The organism is Streptomyces sp. NPDC025638, from assembly GCF_055558775.1.
This window is the reverse complement of the sequence record NZ_JBVHLX010000005.1, coordinates 54,701-71,746: the sequence shown is the minus strand read 5'-3', so window position 1 is coordinate 71,746 and position 17,046 is coordinate 54,701. Positions and strand designations below refer to the sequence as shown.

9 protein-coding genes are annotated in these 17,046 nt (G+C 67.7%); 3 read left to right on the top strand and 6 right to left on the bottom strand.

Annotation, left to right across the window (positions count from 1 at the left end):
- Nucleotides 1–23 precede the first annotated feature (23 nt).
- Nucleotides 24–5,426 carry a pullulanase-type alpha-1,6-glucosidase gene (pulA, locus tag ACZ4EG_RS14335; RefSeq protein ID WP_467790850.1) on the bottom strand — a complete coding sequence of 1,801 codons (5,403 nt, stop codon included), beginning with the start codon at nt 5,424–5,426 and terminating at the stop codon, nt 24–26.
- Nucleotides 5,427–5,616: 190 nt separating this feature from the next.
- Here pulA and ACZ4EG_RS14330 point away from each other — a divergent pair, with 190 nt between their 5' ends.
- A complete protein-coding gene (locus ACZ4EG_RS14330; RefSeq protein WP_467790849.1) occupies nt 5,617–7,689 on the top strand; it encodes a carbohydrate-binding module family 20 domain-containing protein in 2,073 nt (690 codons plus the stop codon).
- 10 nt (nt 7,690–7,699) lie between these two features.
- On the opposite strand, the gene ACZ4EG_RS14325 is transcribed toward ACZ4EG_RS14330, so the two are convergent.
- The 5 genes from ACZ4EG_RS14325 to ACZ4EG_RS14305 form a co-directional block, all read right to left on the bottom strand.
- Nucleotides 7,700–9,073, bottom strand: a complete 1,374-nt coding sequence (locus ACZ4EG_RS14325) for an alpha-amylase (protein WP_467790848.1) — start codon at nt 9,071–9,073, stop codon at nt 7,700–7,702.
- A 135-nt stretch (nt 9,074–9,208) separates the two neighbouring features.
- Nucleotides 9,209–10,891 (bottom strand): glycoside hydrolase family 13 protein, encoded by a 1,683-nt coding sequence (locus ACZ4EG_RS14320; protein WP_453558763.1) that lies wholly within the window; start codon nt 10,889–10,891, stop codon nt 9,209–9,211.
- A 163-nt stretch (nt 10,892–11,054) separates the two neighbouring features.
- A complete protein-coding gene (locus tag ACZ4EG_RS14315) occupies nt 11,055–11,975 on the bottom strand; it encodes a sugar ABC transporter permease (RefSeq protein ID WP_453558676.1) in 921 nt (306 codons plus the stop codon).
- A 13-nt stretch (nt 11,976–11,988) separates the two neighbouring features.
- Nucleotides 11,989–12,993 carry a carbohydrate ABC transporter permease gene (locus ACZ4EG_RS14310; RefSeq protein ID WP_467790847.1) on the bottom strand — a complete coding sequence of 335 codons (1,005 nt, stop codon included), beginning with the start codon at nt 12,991–12,993 and terminating at the stop codon, nt 11,989–11,991.
- 105 nt (nt 12,994–13,098) lie between these two features.
- On the bottom strand, nt 13,099–14,373 hold the full coding sequence (locus ACZ4EG_RS14305; protein WP_467790846.1) for an extracellular solute-binding protein: 1,275 nt from the start codon (nt 14,371–14,373) through the stop codon (nt 13,099–13,101).
- 432 nt (nt 14,374–14,805) lie between these two features.
- Here ACZ4EG_RS14305 and ACZ4EG_RS14300 point away from each other — a divergent pair, with 432 nt between their 5' ends.
- Both ACZ4EG_RS14300 and ACZ4EG_RS14295 read left to right on the top strand, forming a co-directional pair.
- Nucleotides 14,806–15,840: a LacI family DNA-binding transcriptional regulator gene (locus tag ACZ4EG_RS14300; RefSeq protein ID WP_363298842.1), complete on the top strand. Its 1,035-nt coding sequence runs from the start codon at nt 14,806–14,808 to the stop codon at nt 15,838–15,840.
- A gap of 183 nt (nt 15,841–16,023) precedes the next feature.
- Nucleotides 16,024–16,887, top strand: a complete 864-nt coding sequence (locus ACZ4EG_RS14295; RefSeq protein ID WP_453558682.1) for a phosphatase PAP2 family protein — start codon at nt 16,024–16,026, stop codon at nt 16,885–16,887.
- The last annotated feature ends 159 nt before the right edge of the window (nt 16,888–17,046 follow it).

Here is a 17,046-nt window from a genome sequence, read left to right as displayed (position 1 = left end):
TGTTCTACGACGACGCCCCGACCCTACTTCGCCGCCCGGGTGAACACCGCCACGGTCCTCGCCGGAACGGTGAACGTGCCCGAGCCGGCCGCGTAGGAGGAGGTCTTCACCACCGCGTCCGTGCCGCTCGCCTGCACCGGGTGCAGCCGGTAGGCCGCCCCGGCAAGGGCGCCGATCCGCTGCTCCTGCTGCTGAGGCGTCGCGTTGAACACCACCACCAGGTCGCCCAGCTCCATGGTGATCACACCGGGCGTCTCGTCCTTCCCCGACAGCGGGAAGGAGAGCCGGGACTGCACCTGCGCGGCCGCGCCGAGGGAGAACGCCTTCTCCGTCGTACGGATCCGGAGCAGGTCCTGGTACGCGGCCGAGGTACCGGTGATCTGCGGGCAGCCGACGCTCACCGAGCTCAGCAGGGGCTTGGCGTACGACCACTTGGACTCGTTGTCGGCGGCCATGGGCAGCCCGCGTCCGAAGCCGTTGCCGTTCGCGCAGTTCCAGTGGATGGCGTTGAACCAGTCGCCGCTGTCGAAGGAGTTGCGGTCCAGCGACTTGGAGCGCAGCAGGTCGCTGCCCGCCTGGGACAGGGACGGGCCCTGCGAGAGGGCGGCCGTGGCCATCGCCAGCACCTGCATCCGGGCCCGGTCGGACGCGGAGGTGTCCTTGGGCAGCTTGTAGGTGAGGGCGTCGAACAGGGACTCGTTGTCGTGCGCGTCGACATAGGCGAGGGCGTCGCCGGGCGCGGCCGCGTAGCCCGCGGGCGAGCCGTTGTAGTCGACCTCGGAGCCCTTGACCTCCTTGCCTGCGGTGTCGGTGAAGGTGAAGGCCTTCAGATTGCCGGACAGGCCCACCTTGATCAGGTCCTGGTAGTGCAGCAGACGGGCCTTCTGCTCCTCCTTCGTGCCGTTGGCCGTGGACGCGTTCGGGTCCGTGTACAGCCCCGACGCGAAGCCCTGGATACCGGGGTCCGAGTCGAAGGGGCCGCCGCCGCGCACCGCGTCACGGGCCCGGTCGGAGAAGGTGGCGATGCCGGTGCCGGCCATGTTCTGCTGCGTGGCCTGCACAAAGCGGGCGTCGTTCGCGACCTCGCCGAAGTTCCAGCCCTCGCCGTAGAGGATGATCTTCCTGCCGTCGACGCCGTCCTTGTCGAGGGTCAGCGCGTCGAGGGCCTTGCGCACGGCCAGGATGTTGGCCTTCGGGTGGTGGCCCATGAGGTCGAAGCGGAAGCCGTCGACCTTGTACTCCTTGGCCCAGGTGACGATCGAGTCGACCACCAGCTTGCCCATCATGGCGTTCTCGGGCGCGGTGTTGGAGCAGCAGGTGCTGTTGGCCACGCTTCCGTCGGCGAGGAGCCGCTGGTAGTAGCCCGGCACGATCCTGTCCAGGACGCTGGTGTCCGCCTGGCCGCTGGCCGCCGTGTGGTTGTAGACGACGTCCATCACGACCCGGAGTCCGTCGTCGTTGAGCCCCTTGACCATCTTGCGGAACTGGACCGTGCGCGCGGTGCCGTTCGGGTCGGTGGCGTACGAACCCTCGGGGACCGTGTAGTGGTACGGGTCGTAGCCCCAGTTGTAGGCGTCCTTCGCGGCGGTCTTCGCGACGCATTCCTGCTGCTTGTCGGAGTCGGCCGCGAAGGAGGCCAGGTCGCAGTCGGGGGTGGCCTGGTCGGCCTTCTTCTCGGGGATGGTGGCGATGTCGAAGGCGGGCAGCAGATGCACGTACGACGTGCCCGACTTCGCCAGCTCACGCAGGTGCTTCGAACCGTCGCTGCCCTGGTCGGTGAAGGCCAGGTAGGTGCCCTGGTCCTTCGCCGGGACCGTCTTGTCGGCGACGGAGAAGTCCCGGATGTGCAGCTCCTGGATCTGCGCGTCCTTCAACGGCACGGCCTTGGGCTTGTGCAGGGTCGACCAGCCGCCCGGGGCGAGGGCCTTGTCGTTCAGGTCGACGACCAGGCTGCGCTCGGAGTTCGCGGTGAGGGCGACCGAGTAGGGGTCGGTGACCTTGTTCGTCACGACCTTGCGGACACTCGGGGCCCAGACCTTCACGACGTACCGGTAGGGCTTGTTCTTCCAGGACGACGGGCCCGTGACGGACCAGACGCCGGTGGTGGCGTTGCGGTGCATGGCCACCTTGGAGCCGTCCAGCTCCAGGGCGACGCTCTGTGCCGTCGGCGCCCAGACGGAGAGGGTCGGCCTGCCGTCGTGGAAGACCGGTCCCAGCTTCGCCTTGGTCGCGTCGTACACGTCGTCGAGCACACCCGCGATCTGCACACCGGTCGCGGCCAGCACCGCGCCGTTCGCCGCGCGCTGCGAGGCCACGATCTGACCGCTCAGCGCCTGGCGCACCCGGTCCCGGTCACGCGGGTCGACGGACCAGGCCGTGTAGTCCTTGAGATGCGGGAACTTCGCCTTCTGGGCGTCGGTGAGAGTCGTCTTCGTCAGTCGCAGCCAGCGCTCGTCGTCGCTGGTCAGCGTCCCGTCCTTGACGGCGATCGAGCCGTCGTGGGAGGAGAGCAGCTGGGTGGAGACGGCACCGTCGACGCCGTTCCAGGCGACCGTGTTCCGGTCGATCCAGACCGCCTTGGAGGTGGTCAGGTCGAGGGCGGCCGCGCTGCCCGCGGGCTGCGGCAGAAGGTACTTCTCCTGGCCGTTCAACAGCCACACCTCGTAGCCGTTGGACTTGAGGTCCAGGGACTGGTCGGCGGGGAGATCCTTGTCGTCGCCCTTGTGGATGATGTAGCTGAGGCTGGTGGCACCGTCGCTGAGCGGCACCTCGAAGACCGCGCCATAGGCATCAGTCTTCACCGGCTTCAGGGGGTTCGACCAGTCGGTGGGGTTCGCGGCGCCCGTCCAGACGTGCAGGCCCCAGCCGTCGTAGTTCCCGTCGGCGCGGTGGTAGTGGATGACCGCCTTGGTCTTGTCCTGCGCGGGATGGTCGGGCCGCTGCGTCAGTACATCCGTCTTGCCCTGCTCGACCCAGACCTCACCCGTCTTGGTGACGTCGATGGTCCGGTCGGCGGAGACGTCCTTGTTGCCGTCCTTGTCGATGACCAGGAAGCCGACGTTCGAGGCGCCGGACTTCAGCTTGACGTAGGCGAAGGCGCCGTACGCGTCGCGGCCGACGAAGGGGTGGCTGGCGGGCCAGTTCGTGGCCTCGCCGTCGGCGATGTCGCCCCAGGCGTACAGGCCCCAGTTCGCGTAGTCGCCGTCGGTGCGCTTGTAGTGGACGATCGCGTAGTCGCGGGAGGAGGCCGTGGGGACCTCCGGGGCGGGCAGGGTACCGGTGGTGCTCGCGGCGGTGGCGCTCGCGGTCCGGCCCGCGGAGTCGATCACGACCGCCTTGTAGCGCAGGGCGGTGCCGGAGGGTACGTCCTTGCCGATGACCTGGGTGACCTTGTACGGGGCGTGGTCGGCGGAGCCGAGGACGCGCCAGTTGCCGTTGCCCACCTGGGCGGCGAAGACGACCCGGTTGAGCTGACCGCCCTCGACGTCGGCGGAGAGCTCGACGGTGCCGGTGGCGCCGCTGTCCGGGGCCTTGAGGGTGATCGTCGGCTTGGTGGCGGGCTTGGCGAGGGTGCCGGCCGCCTTGAGGACGACGGCTGAGCCGGCCGGAACGGTGACAGTGAGCTTCTTGTCGGCGTCGGTCTTCGCGGTGGCGTCCGTGCCGTAGATCCCGCGGTACGTCATGTCCGCGGAGCCGGTCGCGAAGGTGGCGGTCTTCGCCTCGTCGGCGTTGTTGAAGGCGACGACGTACTCGGCGCCGGTCCTGGCGTCCGTGCGGGTGAAGGCGTAGATGCCGGATTCGTCGGCCGCGTACCGCTCGGTCTGGACTCCGTCGGAGAGCGCCGGGTTGTCCTTCCGGAGCTTGGCGAGAGCGGCGATCTCCTTGTAGAGCGGTGCGCTCTTGTCGTAGGAGTCGCTCGCGTGGGTGCGGTCGGTGCCGATCTCGTCGTCGTCGAGGTAGTCGGCGACCTTGGACGCGAACATCGTCTGGCGGGCGTCCTTGTCGCCGCCGGAGCCGGTGAAGCCCTGCTCGTCGCCGTAGTAGACGACCGGGTTGCCGCGGCTGAGGAACATCAGCTCGTTGGCGAGCCGGTCCTTCTTCAGCAGCTCGGCGTCCGTGGCCTTGGGGTTGTCCTGGTCGAGGAAATACCCGATCCGCCCCATGTCGTGGTTGCCGAGGAAGGTGACCTGTTCGTAGGCGTTGGCCTTGTCGGTCGTGTACTTGTAGTCGTCGCCGAAGACCCCGGCCAGCTTCTGCGCGCTGCCGCCCTGGGAGGCGTACTGGCGGGCCGCCTCCTGGAAGGGGAAGTCGAGGGTGGCATCCAGGCGGCCCTGGGTGACGTACGGGGAGGTGATGGCGGGGTCGGCGGAGTAGACCTCACCGAACATGAAGAAGTTCTTGCGGCCGTGCGCGGCGGCGTACTTGTCCAGCGCCGTCGCCCACTGCGTCCAGAACTCCATGTTCACGTGCTTCACGGTGTCGATCCGGAAGCCGTCGACGCCGAAGTCCTTCACCCAGCGCTGGTAGATCTTCTCCATGCCGCTGACGACCTCGGGACGCTCGGTCCACAGGTCGTCGAGTCCGGAGAAGTCGCCGTACGTGGTCGACTCACCGGCGTACGTCGAATCGCCCCGGTTGTGGTACATCGTCGGGTCGTTGAGCCAGGCCGGGACCTTGCTGTTGCTCGTGACCTGCGGGGTGCGCGGGAAGGAGTCGGCGTCGACGGCCGGGAACTTCCTGCGGCCGTCCGCGTAGTCGGAGTCGTCGAAGGGCCGCCCGTCCTTGGTCAGATAAGGAAAGGCGCCCTTGGACAGGTAGTCGTAGGACTTCTCCTTGTAGTCGACGACGTCGGCGGTGTGGTTCGTGATGACGTCGAAGAAGACCTTCATGCCCTTGGCGTGCGCCTTGGAGATGAGGGTTTCGAGGTCCTTGTTGGTGCCGAAGTGCGGGTCGACCCGGGTGAAGTCGGTGATCCAGTAACCGTGGTACCCGGCGGAGGCGTTGGCGCCCGTGCCCTGCACCGGCCGGTTCTTGAAGATCGGCGCCATCCAGATGGCGGTGGTGCCGAGACCCTTGATGTAGTCGAGCCGCTTGGTCAGGCCCTTGAGGTCGCCGCCCTGGTAGAAGCCCTTGTCGGTGGGGTCGTAGCCGGTGCTCAGGCGCGACCCGGTCAGACCGCCCTTGTCATTGGACTTGTCCCCGTTGGCGAAACGGTCCGGCATGACGAAGTAGAACTGCTCGCGCGTGTCGTCGTGCCGGGCGGGCTGAGCGGCGAGCTTCGCGTCCGAAAGCGGTGGGGGCGGGGCGTCCGCGTGGGCGGCGAGGGGCTGCACAAAGGCTGCGGCGAGCGCGGCGACAGTGACGGCCGCGACCCGTCTGACAGGGGCGGTTCGGCGCTTCGGCGGCGCCGGCCATCTCGGTATCACAGGCGGGAACTCCTTGCGATTGCGGCTCTTTTGGGTCCGACCCCGCGCGACCGTATCGCTGCCGAAAGGTTTACAGCAAGACCCTTGAAACTCATAGCAAGAAGTTTCAGCGTCAACCTTGACGTGTCCTTCTCAACCGCCGCACGCTCACGGGTTGTTGAAGCCTCACCCTCACAACTCGGAGCCGCACATGACCAAGCACCGACCCCCGGGTGTCTTCCGCAGGACGGCCGGGGCCATGGCCGCCGGCGCGCTGGCGCTCGCCGGCGCGCTCGCCCTGCCGCCGACTCCCGCGCAGGCCGACACGACAGCCAAGGGCGATGTGATCGCCAACCTGTGGGAGTGGAACTGGGACTCGATCGCCGCTGAGTGCACCGGCGTGCTGGGCCCCGCGGGCTACGGCGCGGTACAGGTCGCCCCGCCGGCCGAGTCCCTGAAGCAGTCCAGCTACTACTGGTGGGACGTCTACCAGCCGTACTCGTACAACCTGAACAGCCGCTTCGGTACGGCGGCGAAGTTCGCGTCCATGATCAGCACCTGTCACGCGGCGGGCGTGAAGGTCTACACAGACGCGGTGATCAACCACACCGCCGCCCAGACCGGCACCGGCTACAACGGCACCACGATCACCAGCAAGTACGACACCCCTGAGTGGGACCGCGCCGACTACCACGACTCGTCGTCCTGCCCCACCTCCGACCTGACGATCCAGGACTACTCGAACCTCACACAGGTCCAGAACTGCGAGCTGCTGGGCCTGCCCGACCTGAAGACGGGCACCGACACCGTCCGCACCGGCATCGCGGGCTTCCTGAACTCCCAGCTGGCCCTCGGTGTCGACGGCTTCCGCGTGGACGCGGCCAAGCACATCCCCGAGACCGACCTGGCGGCGATCGAGTCCAAGCTGACGAACACCGCCTCGGGCTCGGCGCCGTACGTCTTCCAGGAGATCTATCCCGGCTCGACCCCCCAGCCCTCGGACTACTACGCCGCGGGTGACGTCCTCGACTTCACCTACGCAAGCAGGCTGAAGTCCGCGTTCCAGGGCAATGCGAGCGACCTGGAGTCGCTGTCCTCCTCCGGCATCCTGCCCGCCACGAACTCGGTGTCCTTCGTGACCAACCACGACACCGAGCGCAACGGCCTGCACATGTCGTACAAGGACGGCGACACGTACAAGCTCGCCAACCTCTTCCAGCTCGCCTACAAGTGGTCGACGCCGACGGTGTACGCCAGCTGGGAATGGACCCAGAGCGACCAGGCGCCGCCGAACTCCTCGGGCTTCGTGACGAACACGGACTGCGCCGGCGGCTCCTGGTACTGCCTCGACCGGGACACGGCGGTCGTCGGCATGGTGGCCTGGCACAACGCGGTCGACACGGCGGCGGTCTCCAACTGGCAGACCAAGTCGTCGAGCGTGATCGGCTTCGGGCGCGGCGGCGCGGGCTTCTTCGCGCTGAACAACGGCTCGTCCTCCGCCACGTACACCTTCACCACAGGGATGGCCGACGGCACGTACAAGAACGTCATCGACGGCGGAGCGACGACGGTGACGGTGTCGGGCGGCAGCGCGACGCTCACCATCCCCGCCAAGCGCGCGATCGCCTTCTACAACTCCTCCTACACCTGCACGGTGGGCTGCGACGACACGGGCGGCGGCGGTTCGACCTCGACGGTGACCGCCACGTTCAACGAATACGCCCCGACGGCCTCCGGCACGAACGTGTACGTCGTCGGCTCGATCTCGGCACTGGGCGGCTGGGACACGTCGAAGGCGGTCCAGCTGTCGTCGTCCGGCTACCCGATCCGGTCGGGCGCGGTGAGCGTGCCGATCAACACGTCGTTCGAGTTCAAGTTCATCAAGAAGGACAGCTCGGGCAACGTCACCTGGGAATCCAACGCCAACCGAACAGCCTCCGCGGGAACTTCGGCCATCACGGTCAACAGCTCCTGGAACGTGGCCACCGCCAACGCCACCGATGTCACCTTCAACGTCAACGCCACGACCGACTGGGGCACCAACGTCTACGTCGTCGGTTCCATCCCGTCCCTCGGCTCCTGGAACACGAGCGACGCGATCCCGCTCTCGTCGGCGTCCTACCCGACCTGGAGCAAGCCGGCCATCGTCCCCAAGAGCACGTCATTCGAGTACAAATACGTCAAGAAGGACGGCTCCGGGAACGTGACCTGGGAGTCCGGCACGAACCGCTCGTACACGACGGGCAGTTCGTCCGGCTACACGACGAGCGACACCTGGAAGTAGCAGGCGGGGTTCAGCAGCTCGACTTGCCCGCGTAGATCGCGAGCGCCGTGTTGCTGCCCAGGGTGGCGGTGAACTGCCCACTGGAGTTCACCGTCACCGTCGTGTTGTTCTGGACGTTGCAATAGGTGCCCGCCGACAGGGACGTCTGGTACGTCCGGGTCAGGGACGAGGACTCGTGGTTGATCGCCACATAGCCCTTGTTCCCCCGGCCGAAGGCGATGGTCTGGTAGCCGTTGTCCCACCAGTTCGTCACCGACTGGCCGCGCGTCGCGTTGCGGAAGGCGACCATCGACTTGATCTCCGGCCAGGCGTGCTGGCACTTCCAGCCGTCCTGCCAGCAGGCGTTGACCGTGCCGCCGTTCGGCGGGCCCGCGTCCACGTCCGCCCACTCGTAGCCGGAGTTGATGTCCGGGGCGCCGTAGGGGTAGGCCAGCATGAAGACGTTGGCCAGGGTGTAGTTCGCGCCGTCCTTGTAGTTGAGGGTGGAGCCGTTGCGCTCGGTGTCGTGGTTGTCGACGAAGACACCGGCCACCGAGCTGCTCATATAGCCCCAGCCCTCGCCGTAGTTCTTCAGATAGGCGAGGCGCTCGTTGTTGAAGACGCGCTTGAGGTCGTAGGCGTAGCGGAATTCCTGGACGTCTCCGTTGCCGGTGTACTCGGTGGGCTGGACGGCCTCGTTCGCGCCGTAGATGACCTCCTGCTTCCAGTAGACGGAGGGGTTGGTCAGACGGGTCTTGATGTTGGCCAGGTCCTCCGCGGGGATGTGCTTGGCGGCGTCGATGCGGAAGCCGTCCACGCCGAGGGTGAGCAGGTCGTTCATATAGCCGGCGATGGTCTTGCGGACGTACTCCTCGCCGGTGTCGAGGTCGGCGAGGCCGACGAGTTCGCAGTGCTGGACGTTCCAGCGGTCGGCGTAGTTGGTGACCTGGGCCGTGCAGTCGTCGAAGTCGTAGGAGGAGTACAGGCCTGGGTAGTCGTACTTCGTGTACGACGAGCCGCCGGTGCCGGTGCCGCTGCCCGCCGCCATGTGGTTGACGACCGTGTCGACGACGACCTTGACGCCCGCCGCGTGGCAGGTGTTCACCATGTTCTGGAAGGCCGCGCGATCGCCGAGGCGGCCCGCGATCTTGTAGCTCACGGGCTGGTACGACGTCCACCACTGCGGGCCCTGTATGTGCTCGGCAGGCGGGGAGACCTGCACGTATCCATAGCCGGCGGGACCGAGGGCGTTGGTGCACTCGCGGGCGACCGAGGCGTACTTCCACTCGAAGAGGACCGCGGTGACGTCCTTGGTGCCCGGCGGGGAGGCGTGTGCGACCGTCGGGGTCATGACAATGGCGGCGGCCGTGAGAGCCAGCGCTCCGGAGAGGGTTCTACGTGCCATGTGGGGGTTCCTTCGTCGTTGAAGGCTCTTGCTGAAACCTTGCTGAAACCTTTCGGTTGGCGAGATGTTAAAGGCCCGCCACCCAAAAGGGCAGCGGGCCGTTGAAAGTTGATGCAAGAAGTTATGCGGCGGTGATCACGCGGTCGTCCACCACACGGTCGTGTCCGCGGGCACCTTCGCCTCGCCGTCGGCCTCCGTCAGTTCACCGCTGGCGAGCAGGACACGGCCGTACGCCGGGGTCGTCACCGACTCCCCCGTCGTGTTCGCGACGCACACGAACTCCCCGCGCCGGAAGGCCAGGACGCCCTCGGGGGCGCGCAGCCACTCCACGGAGTCGCCGGCTCCGAGGTCCGGCTGCGAGCGGCGGGCGCTCAGCGCGGAGCGGTACAGCTCCAGCGTCGAACCCGGCAAGCCCGTCTGCGCCTCGACGCTCAGCTCGGCCCAGGTCGCGGGCTGCGGAAGCCAGCTGCCGCCGCTGCCGAAGCCGTACGACGAGCCCGTACGGGTCCACGGGATCGGGACGCGGCAGCCGTCACGGAAGCCGTCCTGACCGGCGCCCCGGAAGAACGCCGGGTCCTGGCGCACCTCGTCGGGCAGGTCGACGACGTCGGGCAGGCCGAGCTCCTCGCCCTGGTAGATGTACGCCGATCCGGGCAGCGCCAGCATCAGGAGCGTGGCGGCACGGGCCCGGCGCAGACCCAGTTCGCGGTCGCCCGCGGTGCGGATCTGGGTGCCGAGGCCGGGCGGGTTGGCGAAGCGGGTGGCGTGGCGGGTGACATCGTGGTTGGACAGCACCCAGGTGGCGGGGGCGCCCACCGGGCGCATGGCCTCCAGGGTGCGGTCGATGACCGTCCGCAGCTCCTCGGCGTCCCACTCCGTGCCCAGGTACTGGAAGTTGAAGGCCTGGTGCAGCTCGTCGGGGCGGACGTAGTTCGCGGTGCGTTCGACGGTCGGGGTCCATGCCTCGGCCACGAAGATGCGCTCGCCGGCGTACTCGTCGAGGACCACGCGCCACTGGCGGTAGATGGCGTGCACGCCGTCCTGGTCGAAGAACGGCATGACATCGTTGCCCAGCAGTTTCAGCTGGTCGTGGGAGCCGAGGTCCGGGAGGCCCGCCGCCTTCACCAGTCCATGGGCGACGTCGATGCGGAAGCCGTCGACGCCCATGTCCAGCCAGAAGCGCAGGATCGAGCGGAACTCGTCGCCGACCGCCGGGTGCTCCCAGTTGAAGTCGGGCTGCTCGGGGGCGAAGAGGTGCAGGTACCACTCGCCGGGAGTGCCGTCCGGCTCCGTCACGCGCGTCCACGCCGGGCCGCCGAAGATGGACTCCCAGTCGTTGGGCGGGAGTTCGCCGTTCTCGCCCTTGCCGGGGCGGAAGTGGTAGCGGTCGCGCAGCGGCGAGCCGGGCCCCTCGGCGAGCGCGCGCTTGAACCACTCGTGCTGGTCGGAAGAGTGGTTGGGGACCAGGTCGACGATGATGCGCAGGCCCAGTTCGCGGGCGTCACGGATCAGCGCGTCGGCGTCCAGGAGGTTGCCGAACATGGGGTCCACGGCGCGGTAGTCGGCGACGTCGTAGCCGGCGTCGGCCTGCGGCGAGGCGTAGAAGGGGCTGAGCCATACGGCGTCCACGCCGAGGTCGCGCAGGTACGGAAGTCTGGAGCGTACGCCCTCCAGGTCGCCCATGCCGTCGCCGTTGCTGTCGGCGAAGCTGCGCGGATAGACCTGGTAGATCACCGCGTCCCGCCACCAGTCGCGGCGCTTGGCGACGGTGACGACGGCGGCGGTCGGGGCCGGGGCGGCAGGGTGCTGCTGGCTCATGGCGTCCTTGATGCGTAACTCGGTTCGGGTCATGGGGGTCTGCGTACGGCGGCGGGTGTAGGGCCGGGGGTGTGTGAGGCGGCCGCGGTGCCAGCGGGGTCGGAGGAGCACCGCGGCCGCCACCCGCGCGGTCAGGCGCGCGGGAGCCTTTTCCTTGAGGGGCTCAGCCCTTCGTGCCGCCGGCGGTGAGGCCGGTCACCAGGTTCTTCTGCACGAGGTAGAAGAACGCGGAGACGGGTATCGCGACGAGCACGGCCGTGGCGGCCATCAGGTTGCGCTGCGCGTCGTGCTCGCTGACGAAGCTCTGCAGACCGACGGCGAAGGTGTACTTGCTGTCGTCCAGCATGAACGTCGAGGCGAAGGCGACCTCGCCGAAGGCGGTGATGAAGTTGTAGAAGGCCGCGACGGCAAGTCCGGGCTTGGCGAGCGGCAGGATCAGCCGGGCGAAGGTACCGAAGGGGCTCAGGCCGTCGACGCGTCCCGCCTCGTCGATCTCGAAGGGGATGGTGTCGAAGTACCCCTTGAGCAGCCAGGCGCTGTAGGGAACCGCGGTCGAGCAGTAGACGAGGATCAGGCCGAAGTAGGTGTCGATGAGCTGCAGGTCCGAGAGGATCTGGTACATCGGCACGATGAGGACGGCGATCGGGAACATCTGGGTGACCAGCAGCACCCACATCAGCTTCTTGTAGCCGGGGAAGCGCATGCGGGAGACGGCGTAGCCGGTGGTGGCGGCGACCATCACACCGATGACCGTGGTGCCCAGCGAGACGATCAGCGAACTCTTCATCCAGTCGAAGAAGTTCGTGTGCTGGAGGACGAACGAGTAGTTGTCGAACGTCATCTTCGACCAGATGCCTCCGGGGTGGAGGTAGTCGTCCTTGTCCGGGCCGAGTGAGAGGAAGGTCAGCCAGGCGATCGGGAAGAGCGCGATCAGGCTCGCGACGACGAGGATGCCGTGGGAGGCGAGGGAGGCGATGAGGCCGCGTTCGCCCCGGCGGCGCGCGGGGCCGCCGTTCTGCGCGGCAAGAGCCTGCGGGGTCACCGGCTTTTCGGCGGTGATCTCGGGAGGTGTCGTGGTGCTCATGGGGGCTCCTGCCTCAGATCGCGAGCTGCTGCTCGTTGCGGTTCAGCCAGCGGCGGTAGAACGAGGTGAAGACGATCAGGATGGCCAACAGCAGGATGCCGTAGGCGGCGGACTGAGCGAAGTCACGCGGCTGCTGTCCGAAGCCGAGGTAGTAGGCCCAGGTGACCAGGATCTGCGCGTCGGGGGCGGTGTTGCCGAACAGCAGGAAGATGACGGCGAACTGGTTGAACGTCCAGATGATGCCGAGCAGTACGACGGTGGAGCTGACGGACCTGAGCCCCGGAAGGGTGACGTACCGGAACCGCTGCCAGGCGTTGGCGCCGTCCATCTCGGCGGCCTCGTAGAGGGTGGAGTCGATGGACTGCAGGCCGCCGAGCAGCGAGACCATCATGAACGGCACACCGCACCAGGTGTTGACCATGATGGCGGCGAAGCGCTGCCAGAAGGTGTCCTCCAGCCAGTCCGGTGTCGGCAGGTGGAGCGTGTGGAGGAAGGAGTTGATGATGCCGCCGTCGGCGAGCATGAAGCGCCAGCCGAACACGGTGACGAAGGTGGGCACGGCCCACGGCAGGATCAGGATCAGCCGGTAGAAGGTGCGGCCGCGCAGCTTCTGGTTGAGCAGCAGGGCGAGGCCGAGACCGATGCCGTAGTGCAGGGCGACACAGAGCGCCGTCCATACGATCGTCCAGATGAAGTGCGACCAGAAGCGGTCGTACGACGTCGGGCCGAACAGGATGTCCTTGTAGTTGTCGAGGCCGATGAACTTGTATGTCGCATCGATGTGGTTGACGCCGATGGTGCGGGCCGTGTTGAGGCTGTTGGCGTCGGTGAGGGTCAGATAGAGGCCGTACACCAGGGGGTAGATCACCAGGACGCCGAGCACGACGGCCACCGGGGCGATCATCGCGTAGGCGTACCAGTGCTTCTGGAATCCGTTCTTCAGGCGCTGGCCCAGCCCGGGCCGAGGCGCGCGGTCACCGCGGCGCTTGCCGGTCGCGCGGTCGATGGCGACTGTCATGGTTCGACACCTTCTGGATGTTCAAGGGGGACGGGCTGGGCACGGCCGGTGGCCGCCGGATCTCTCCCCCCATGTTCCTAGGGAGATCCGGCGGCCACAGGGGGCTTACTTGCTGAAGTCCGGAACCAGCTTCTGGATCGCGAGCTCAGCGTTGCTCAGGCCCTTGTCCAGGGACTCCTTGCCGCCGGCGATCTTGGGCAGCTCGGTGTCCAGCGGGCCCCACAGGGAGCTGTACTCGGGCAGCGCGGGGCGCGGCTGGGCGGCGGCAAGGACCGTGCCGTAGCCGGCGATGCCCGGGTCGGCCTTGACCTGGTCGGTGTAGGCGTCGTCACGGGTGGGCAGCGTGGAGTTCTTCAGGGCGATGGTCGACTGGGACTTCGCCGAGGTCATGAAGTTGACGAACTTCAGCGCGGCGGCCTGGTGGGCCTTGTCGGAGCCGGCGTAGACCGAGAGGTTGTGGCCGCCGGTCGGGGCGCCCGCCTTGCCGGAGGAGCCGGCCGGGACGGTGGCGATGCCCAGGTTGGACTTGTCCTTGAAGGCCGAGCCCTTGTAGAAGTTCGTGATCTCCCAGGGGCCCTGGATGATCGCGGCGACCTTGCCGTTGACGAACGCGTCCTGGATGTGGGCGTAGGCGTCCGCGGTGGTGTCGGCCTTGTGCAGGCCCTTGCCGGAGAAGAGGCTCAGCCAGGTGCCGTACGCCTTCTTGGCGGCGTCCGAGTTGACCGTGATCTTCTTGGCGGAGGCGTCGACCGTGTCGGTGCCCTCGCCGTAGAGGAAGGACTGGGCGTAGTAGGCCTGGGTGGAGCCCCAGTAGCCGTCGACGCCGGCCTTGGCCTTGAGCTTCGCGGCGTCGGCCTTCAGCTCGGTCCAGGTCTTGGGGGCCTCGCTGATGCCGGCCTTCTTGAAGAGGGCCTTGTTGTAGACGAGCGCGAGGGTGTCGGTGACGATCGGCACGCCGTACGTCTTGCCCTCGTACTGCGCCTGCGTGATCAGGTTGGACTTGAACTTGTCCTTGTCCGCGAGGGCGTCGGTGCCGTCCAGCGGCAGGAAGTAGCCCTTCTTGGCGAAGGCCGGGGTCCAGCCGACCTCGGAGCGCAGCAAGTCCGGGGCGCCCTTGGAGCCGGCGGCGGTGTCGAACTTGTTCTGCGCCTGGTCGAAGGGCACGTTGACGTACTTGACCTTGATGTTCTTGTTGGCGGCCTCGAAGTCCTTGATCAAGGCCTGGTACGTCGGTGCCTCATTCGTGGCGTTGGACGTGTCCCACCAGGTGATGGTGACCGGGCCGTCCGCCTTGTCACTGCCGCTGTCGCTCCCGCCGCACGCCGTCGCCGTGAGGGCGAGGGACGCCACCAGCGCGGAGGCCGCTATGCCACGCCGCATGAGTTCTCCTTGAGGGTTAAAGCCCGAGTGGTGCAGAGAGCGGTCCCGTCCGCCGCTCCTGCGACTTGCCGACTGCGCCTTTGCGGCCGCCGGGCGTCGAGAACGTAACAGCGATGTAAGCGTTGCGAAAGACCTTGCAGAAAAAAAGTGCAAGAGAACACGAGGGTTACCTCGTTGTGACCTCGGCTAGACCCCGCCGCAACCCTGCTGCCCAGCCGATCAGCGGGCAGGCGCACAGTTGTGCAAGACTCTGCAAGCTCTTGCCACAGCTTTCCAAGACGGGAATCATCCCTTGCGGAACGGACGCCGACCAGCCGACCAGAAGGACGAGGGAGCGCGATGACGCAGCAACCCACAGCGGGCCGTGGGGCCGCCCGCGCACGGCGTCCCATTGGTGCGCAAGGCGAGGTACGGCCGGTACAGTCCGGTGCCGTGACCACACGGCTTGCCGACATCGCAGCGCAGGCGGGGGTGAGCGAAGCGACCGTAAGCCGCGTCCTCAACGGGAAGCCGGGCGTCGCCGCCACCACCCGCCAGTCCGTGCTGGCCGCGCTGGACGTGCTCGGTTACGAGCGTCCGGTACGGCTGCGGCAGCGCAGCGAGGGCCTGGTGGGCCTGATAACCCCGGAGCTGGAGAACCCGATATTCCCGGCGCTGGCCCAGGTCATCGGCCAGGCGCTGACCCGGCAGGGCTACACACCGATTCTGGCCACGCAGACGCCGGGCGGGTCGACGGAGGACGAGCTGACCGAGATGCTCGTCGACCGCGGGGTCGCCGGGATCATCTATGTCTCCGGACTGCACGCGGACACCACCGCCGACATGCAGCGCTATGAGCGGCTGCGGGCGCAGGGTGTGCCGTTCGTGCTGGTCGACGGCTTCTCGCCGAAGGTGCAGGCACCGTTCATCTCGCCGGACGACCGGGCGGCGATGACGCTGGCCGTGACGCACCTCGCCTCCCTGGGGCACACCCGCATCGGTCTCGCCCTGGGGCCGAAGCGGTTCGTGCCGGTGCAGCGCAAGATCGAGGGCTTCGTGCGCGCGATGCAGGACCAGGTGGGGCTGAGCGCCGAGGTGATCGAGACGGAGCTGGTGCAGCACTCGCTGTACACCCTGGAGGGCGGCCAGGCGGCCGCCACGGCGCTCATCGAGCGCGGCTGTACGGCGGTGGTGTGCGCCAGCGACATGATGGCTCTGGGTGCGATACGGGCCGCCCGGCAGCGGGGTCTGGAAGTGCCCCGGGACGTCTCGGTGGTGGGCTTCGACGACTCCCCGCTGATCGCCTTCACCGATCCGCCGCTCACCACGGTCCGCAAGCCGGTGCCGGCGATGGGGCAGGCCGCGGTGCGCACGCTGCTGGAGGAGATCGGGGGGACGCCCGCTCCGCACAGCGAGTTCGTCTTCATGCCGGAACTGGTGGTGCGCGGCTCGACCGCTTCGGCCCCCGGGGAGCGGAATCGTCCCTGATTCCTCCCTGATCCCTGCCCGATTCCTGAACCCGCCTGGAGTCCTCCCTGAGGGGGAGAAATCCCCCATTCCGCACACTGCGCTGGTAGGAGGCCCGGGAGTCGTCCCGCGGTAGAACGTGCGGCAGGAACCCGACCTTGGGATGATCGGTCGGACAAGCCTTTTCTGGCAGACTCTGTGCCTATGAGTGACTCGACCGTGACAGAACCGGAAGGTCGCGAGCAGGTGGCCGTTCCGCAGGCCGTCACGGGCGAGGGCGAACAGGGTTTCCTCCGCCGGTTGCGCACTCCGCGGCGGCCCCGTCTCTGGTTCGAGGTCCTGCTGATCGCGGTGAGTTACTGGACGTACTCGCTCATCCGCAACGCGGTTCCGGAGCAACGGGGTGCGGCGCTGCGCAACGCCGACTGGCTCTGGAGGACCGAGCACCGGCTGGGAATCGCCGTCGAGGAGTCGGTCAACCACACCGTGAACTCGGCGTCTTGGCTGGTCGTGGGCATGAACTACTACTACGCGACGCTGCACTTCGTGGTGACGCTGGCCGTGCTGGTGTGGCTGTACCGCAGCCACCCGGGCCGTTACGCGGCGACACGTCTGGTGTTGTTCGCGACGACGGGCGTGGCCCTGGTCGGTTACTACCTGTATCCACTCGCCCCGCCGCGGTTGATGAACGGCGGCCACTTCGTCGACACCGTGATGGTCCACCACACCTGGGGTTCGATGGCCTCGGGGGATCTGAAGCACATGTCGAACCAGTACGCCGCGATGCCGTCGATGCACATCGGCTGGTCCCTGTGGTGCGGCCTCACGATCTTCGCGCTGGCCAAAACCCCGTGGATCCGCGTCCTGGGCCTGCTCTACCCGGCGTCGACCCTGCTGGTCATCGTCGCCACGGCCAACCACTTCTGGCTGGACGCGGTGGGCGGCATCCTCTGCCTCACTTTCGGCTACACGGTGGCAGGCCTGTGGTACGGCACCCTGCCCTACGCACTGCCGCGCATGGTGCCGGGCCGGGGCAGGGTGGGCCCCCTACTCCCGAACAAGGCGTGACCGCTGCGCGGCTCGGGCCGGAGGTTCAACTTTCCGGCACCGCCGGTCAAGGCCGTGGCGGCTGAGCGCCGTGGCGTTGCAGCCCGGCCGGGCAGCTGCGCCCGCCTCCCTGGGGCCGACGGCCCCATAACCCGCCGCAGCGGCGCCCGGCCACGACGG

Bases quoted from the DNA above. Each gene is read 5' to 3' on its own strand.
- ACZ4EG_RS14315 (WP_453558676.1), bottom strand. From the start codon at position 11,975: ATGAGCACCACGACACCTCCCGAGATCACCGCCGAAAAGCCGGTGACC.
- ACZ4EG_RS14305 (WP_467790846.1), bottom strand. From the start codon at position 14,373: ATGCGGCGTGGCATAGCGGCCTCCGCGCTGGTGGCGTCCCTCGCCCTC.
- ACZ4EG_RS14295 (WP_453558682.1), top strand. From the start codon at position 16,024: ATGAGTGACTCGACCGTGACAGAACCGGAAGGTCGCGAGCAGGTGGCC.
- ACZ4EG_RS14330 (WP_467790849.1), top strand. From the start codon at position 5,617: ATGACCAAGCACCGACCCCCGGGTGTCTTCCGCAGGACGGCCGGGGCC.
- ACZ4EG_RS14320 (WP_453558763.1), bottom strand. From the start codon at position 10,891: ATGAGCCAGCAGCACCCTGCCGCCCCGGCCCCGACCGCCGCCGTCGTC.
- ACZ4EG_RS14325 (WP_467790848.1), bottom strand. From the start codon at position 9,073: ATGGCACGTAGAACCCTCTCCGGAGCGCTGGCTCTCACGGCCGCCGCC.
- ACZ4EG_RS14310 (WP_467790847.1), bottom strand. From the start codon at position 12,993: ATGACAGTCGCCATCGACCGCGCGACCGGCAAGCGCCGCGGTGACCGC.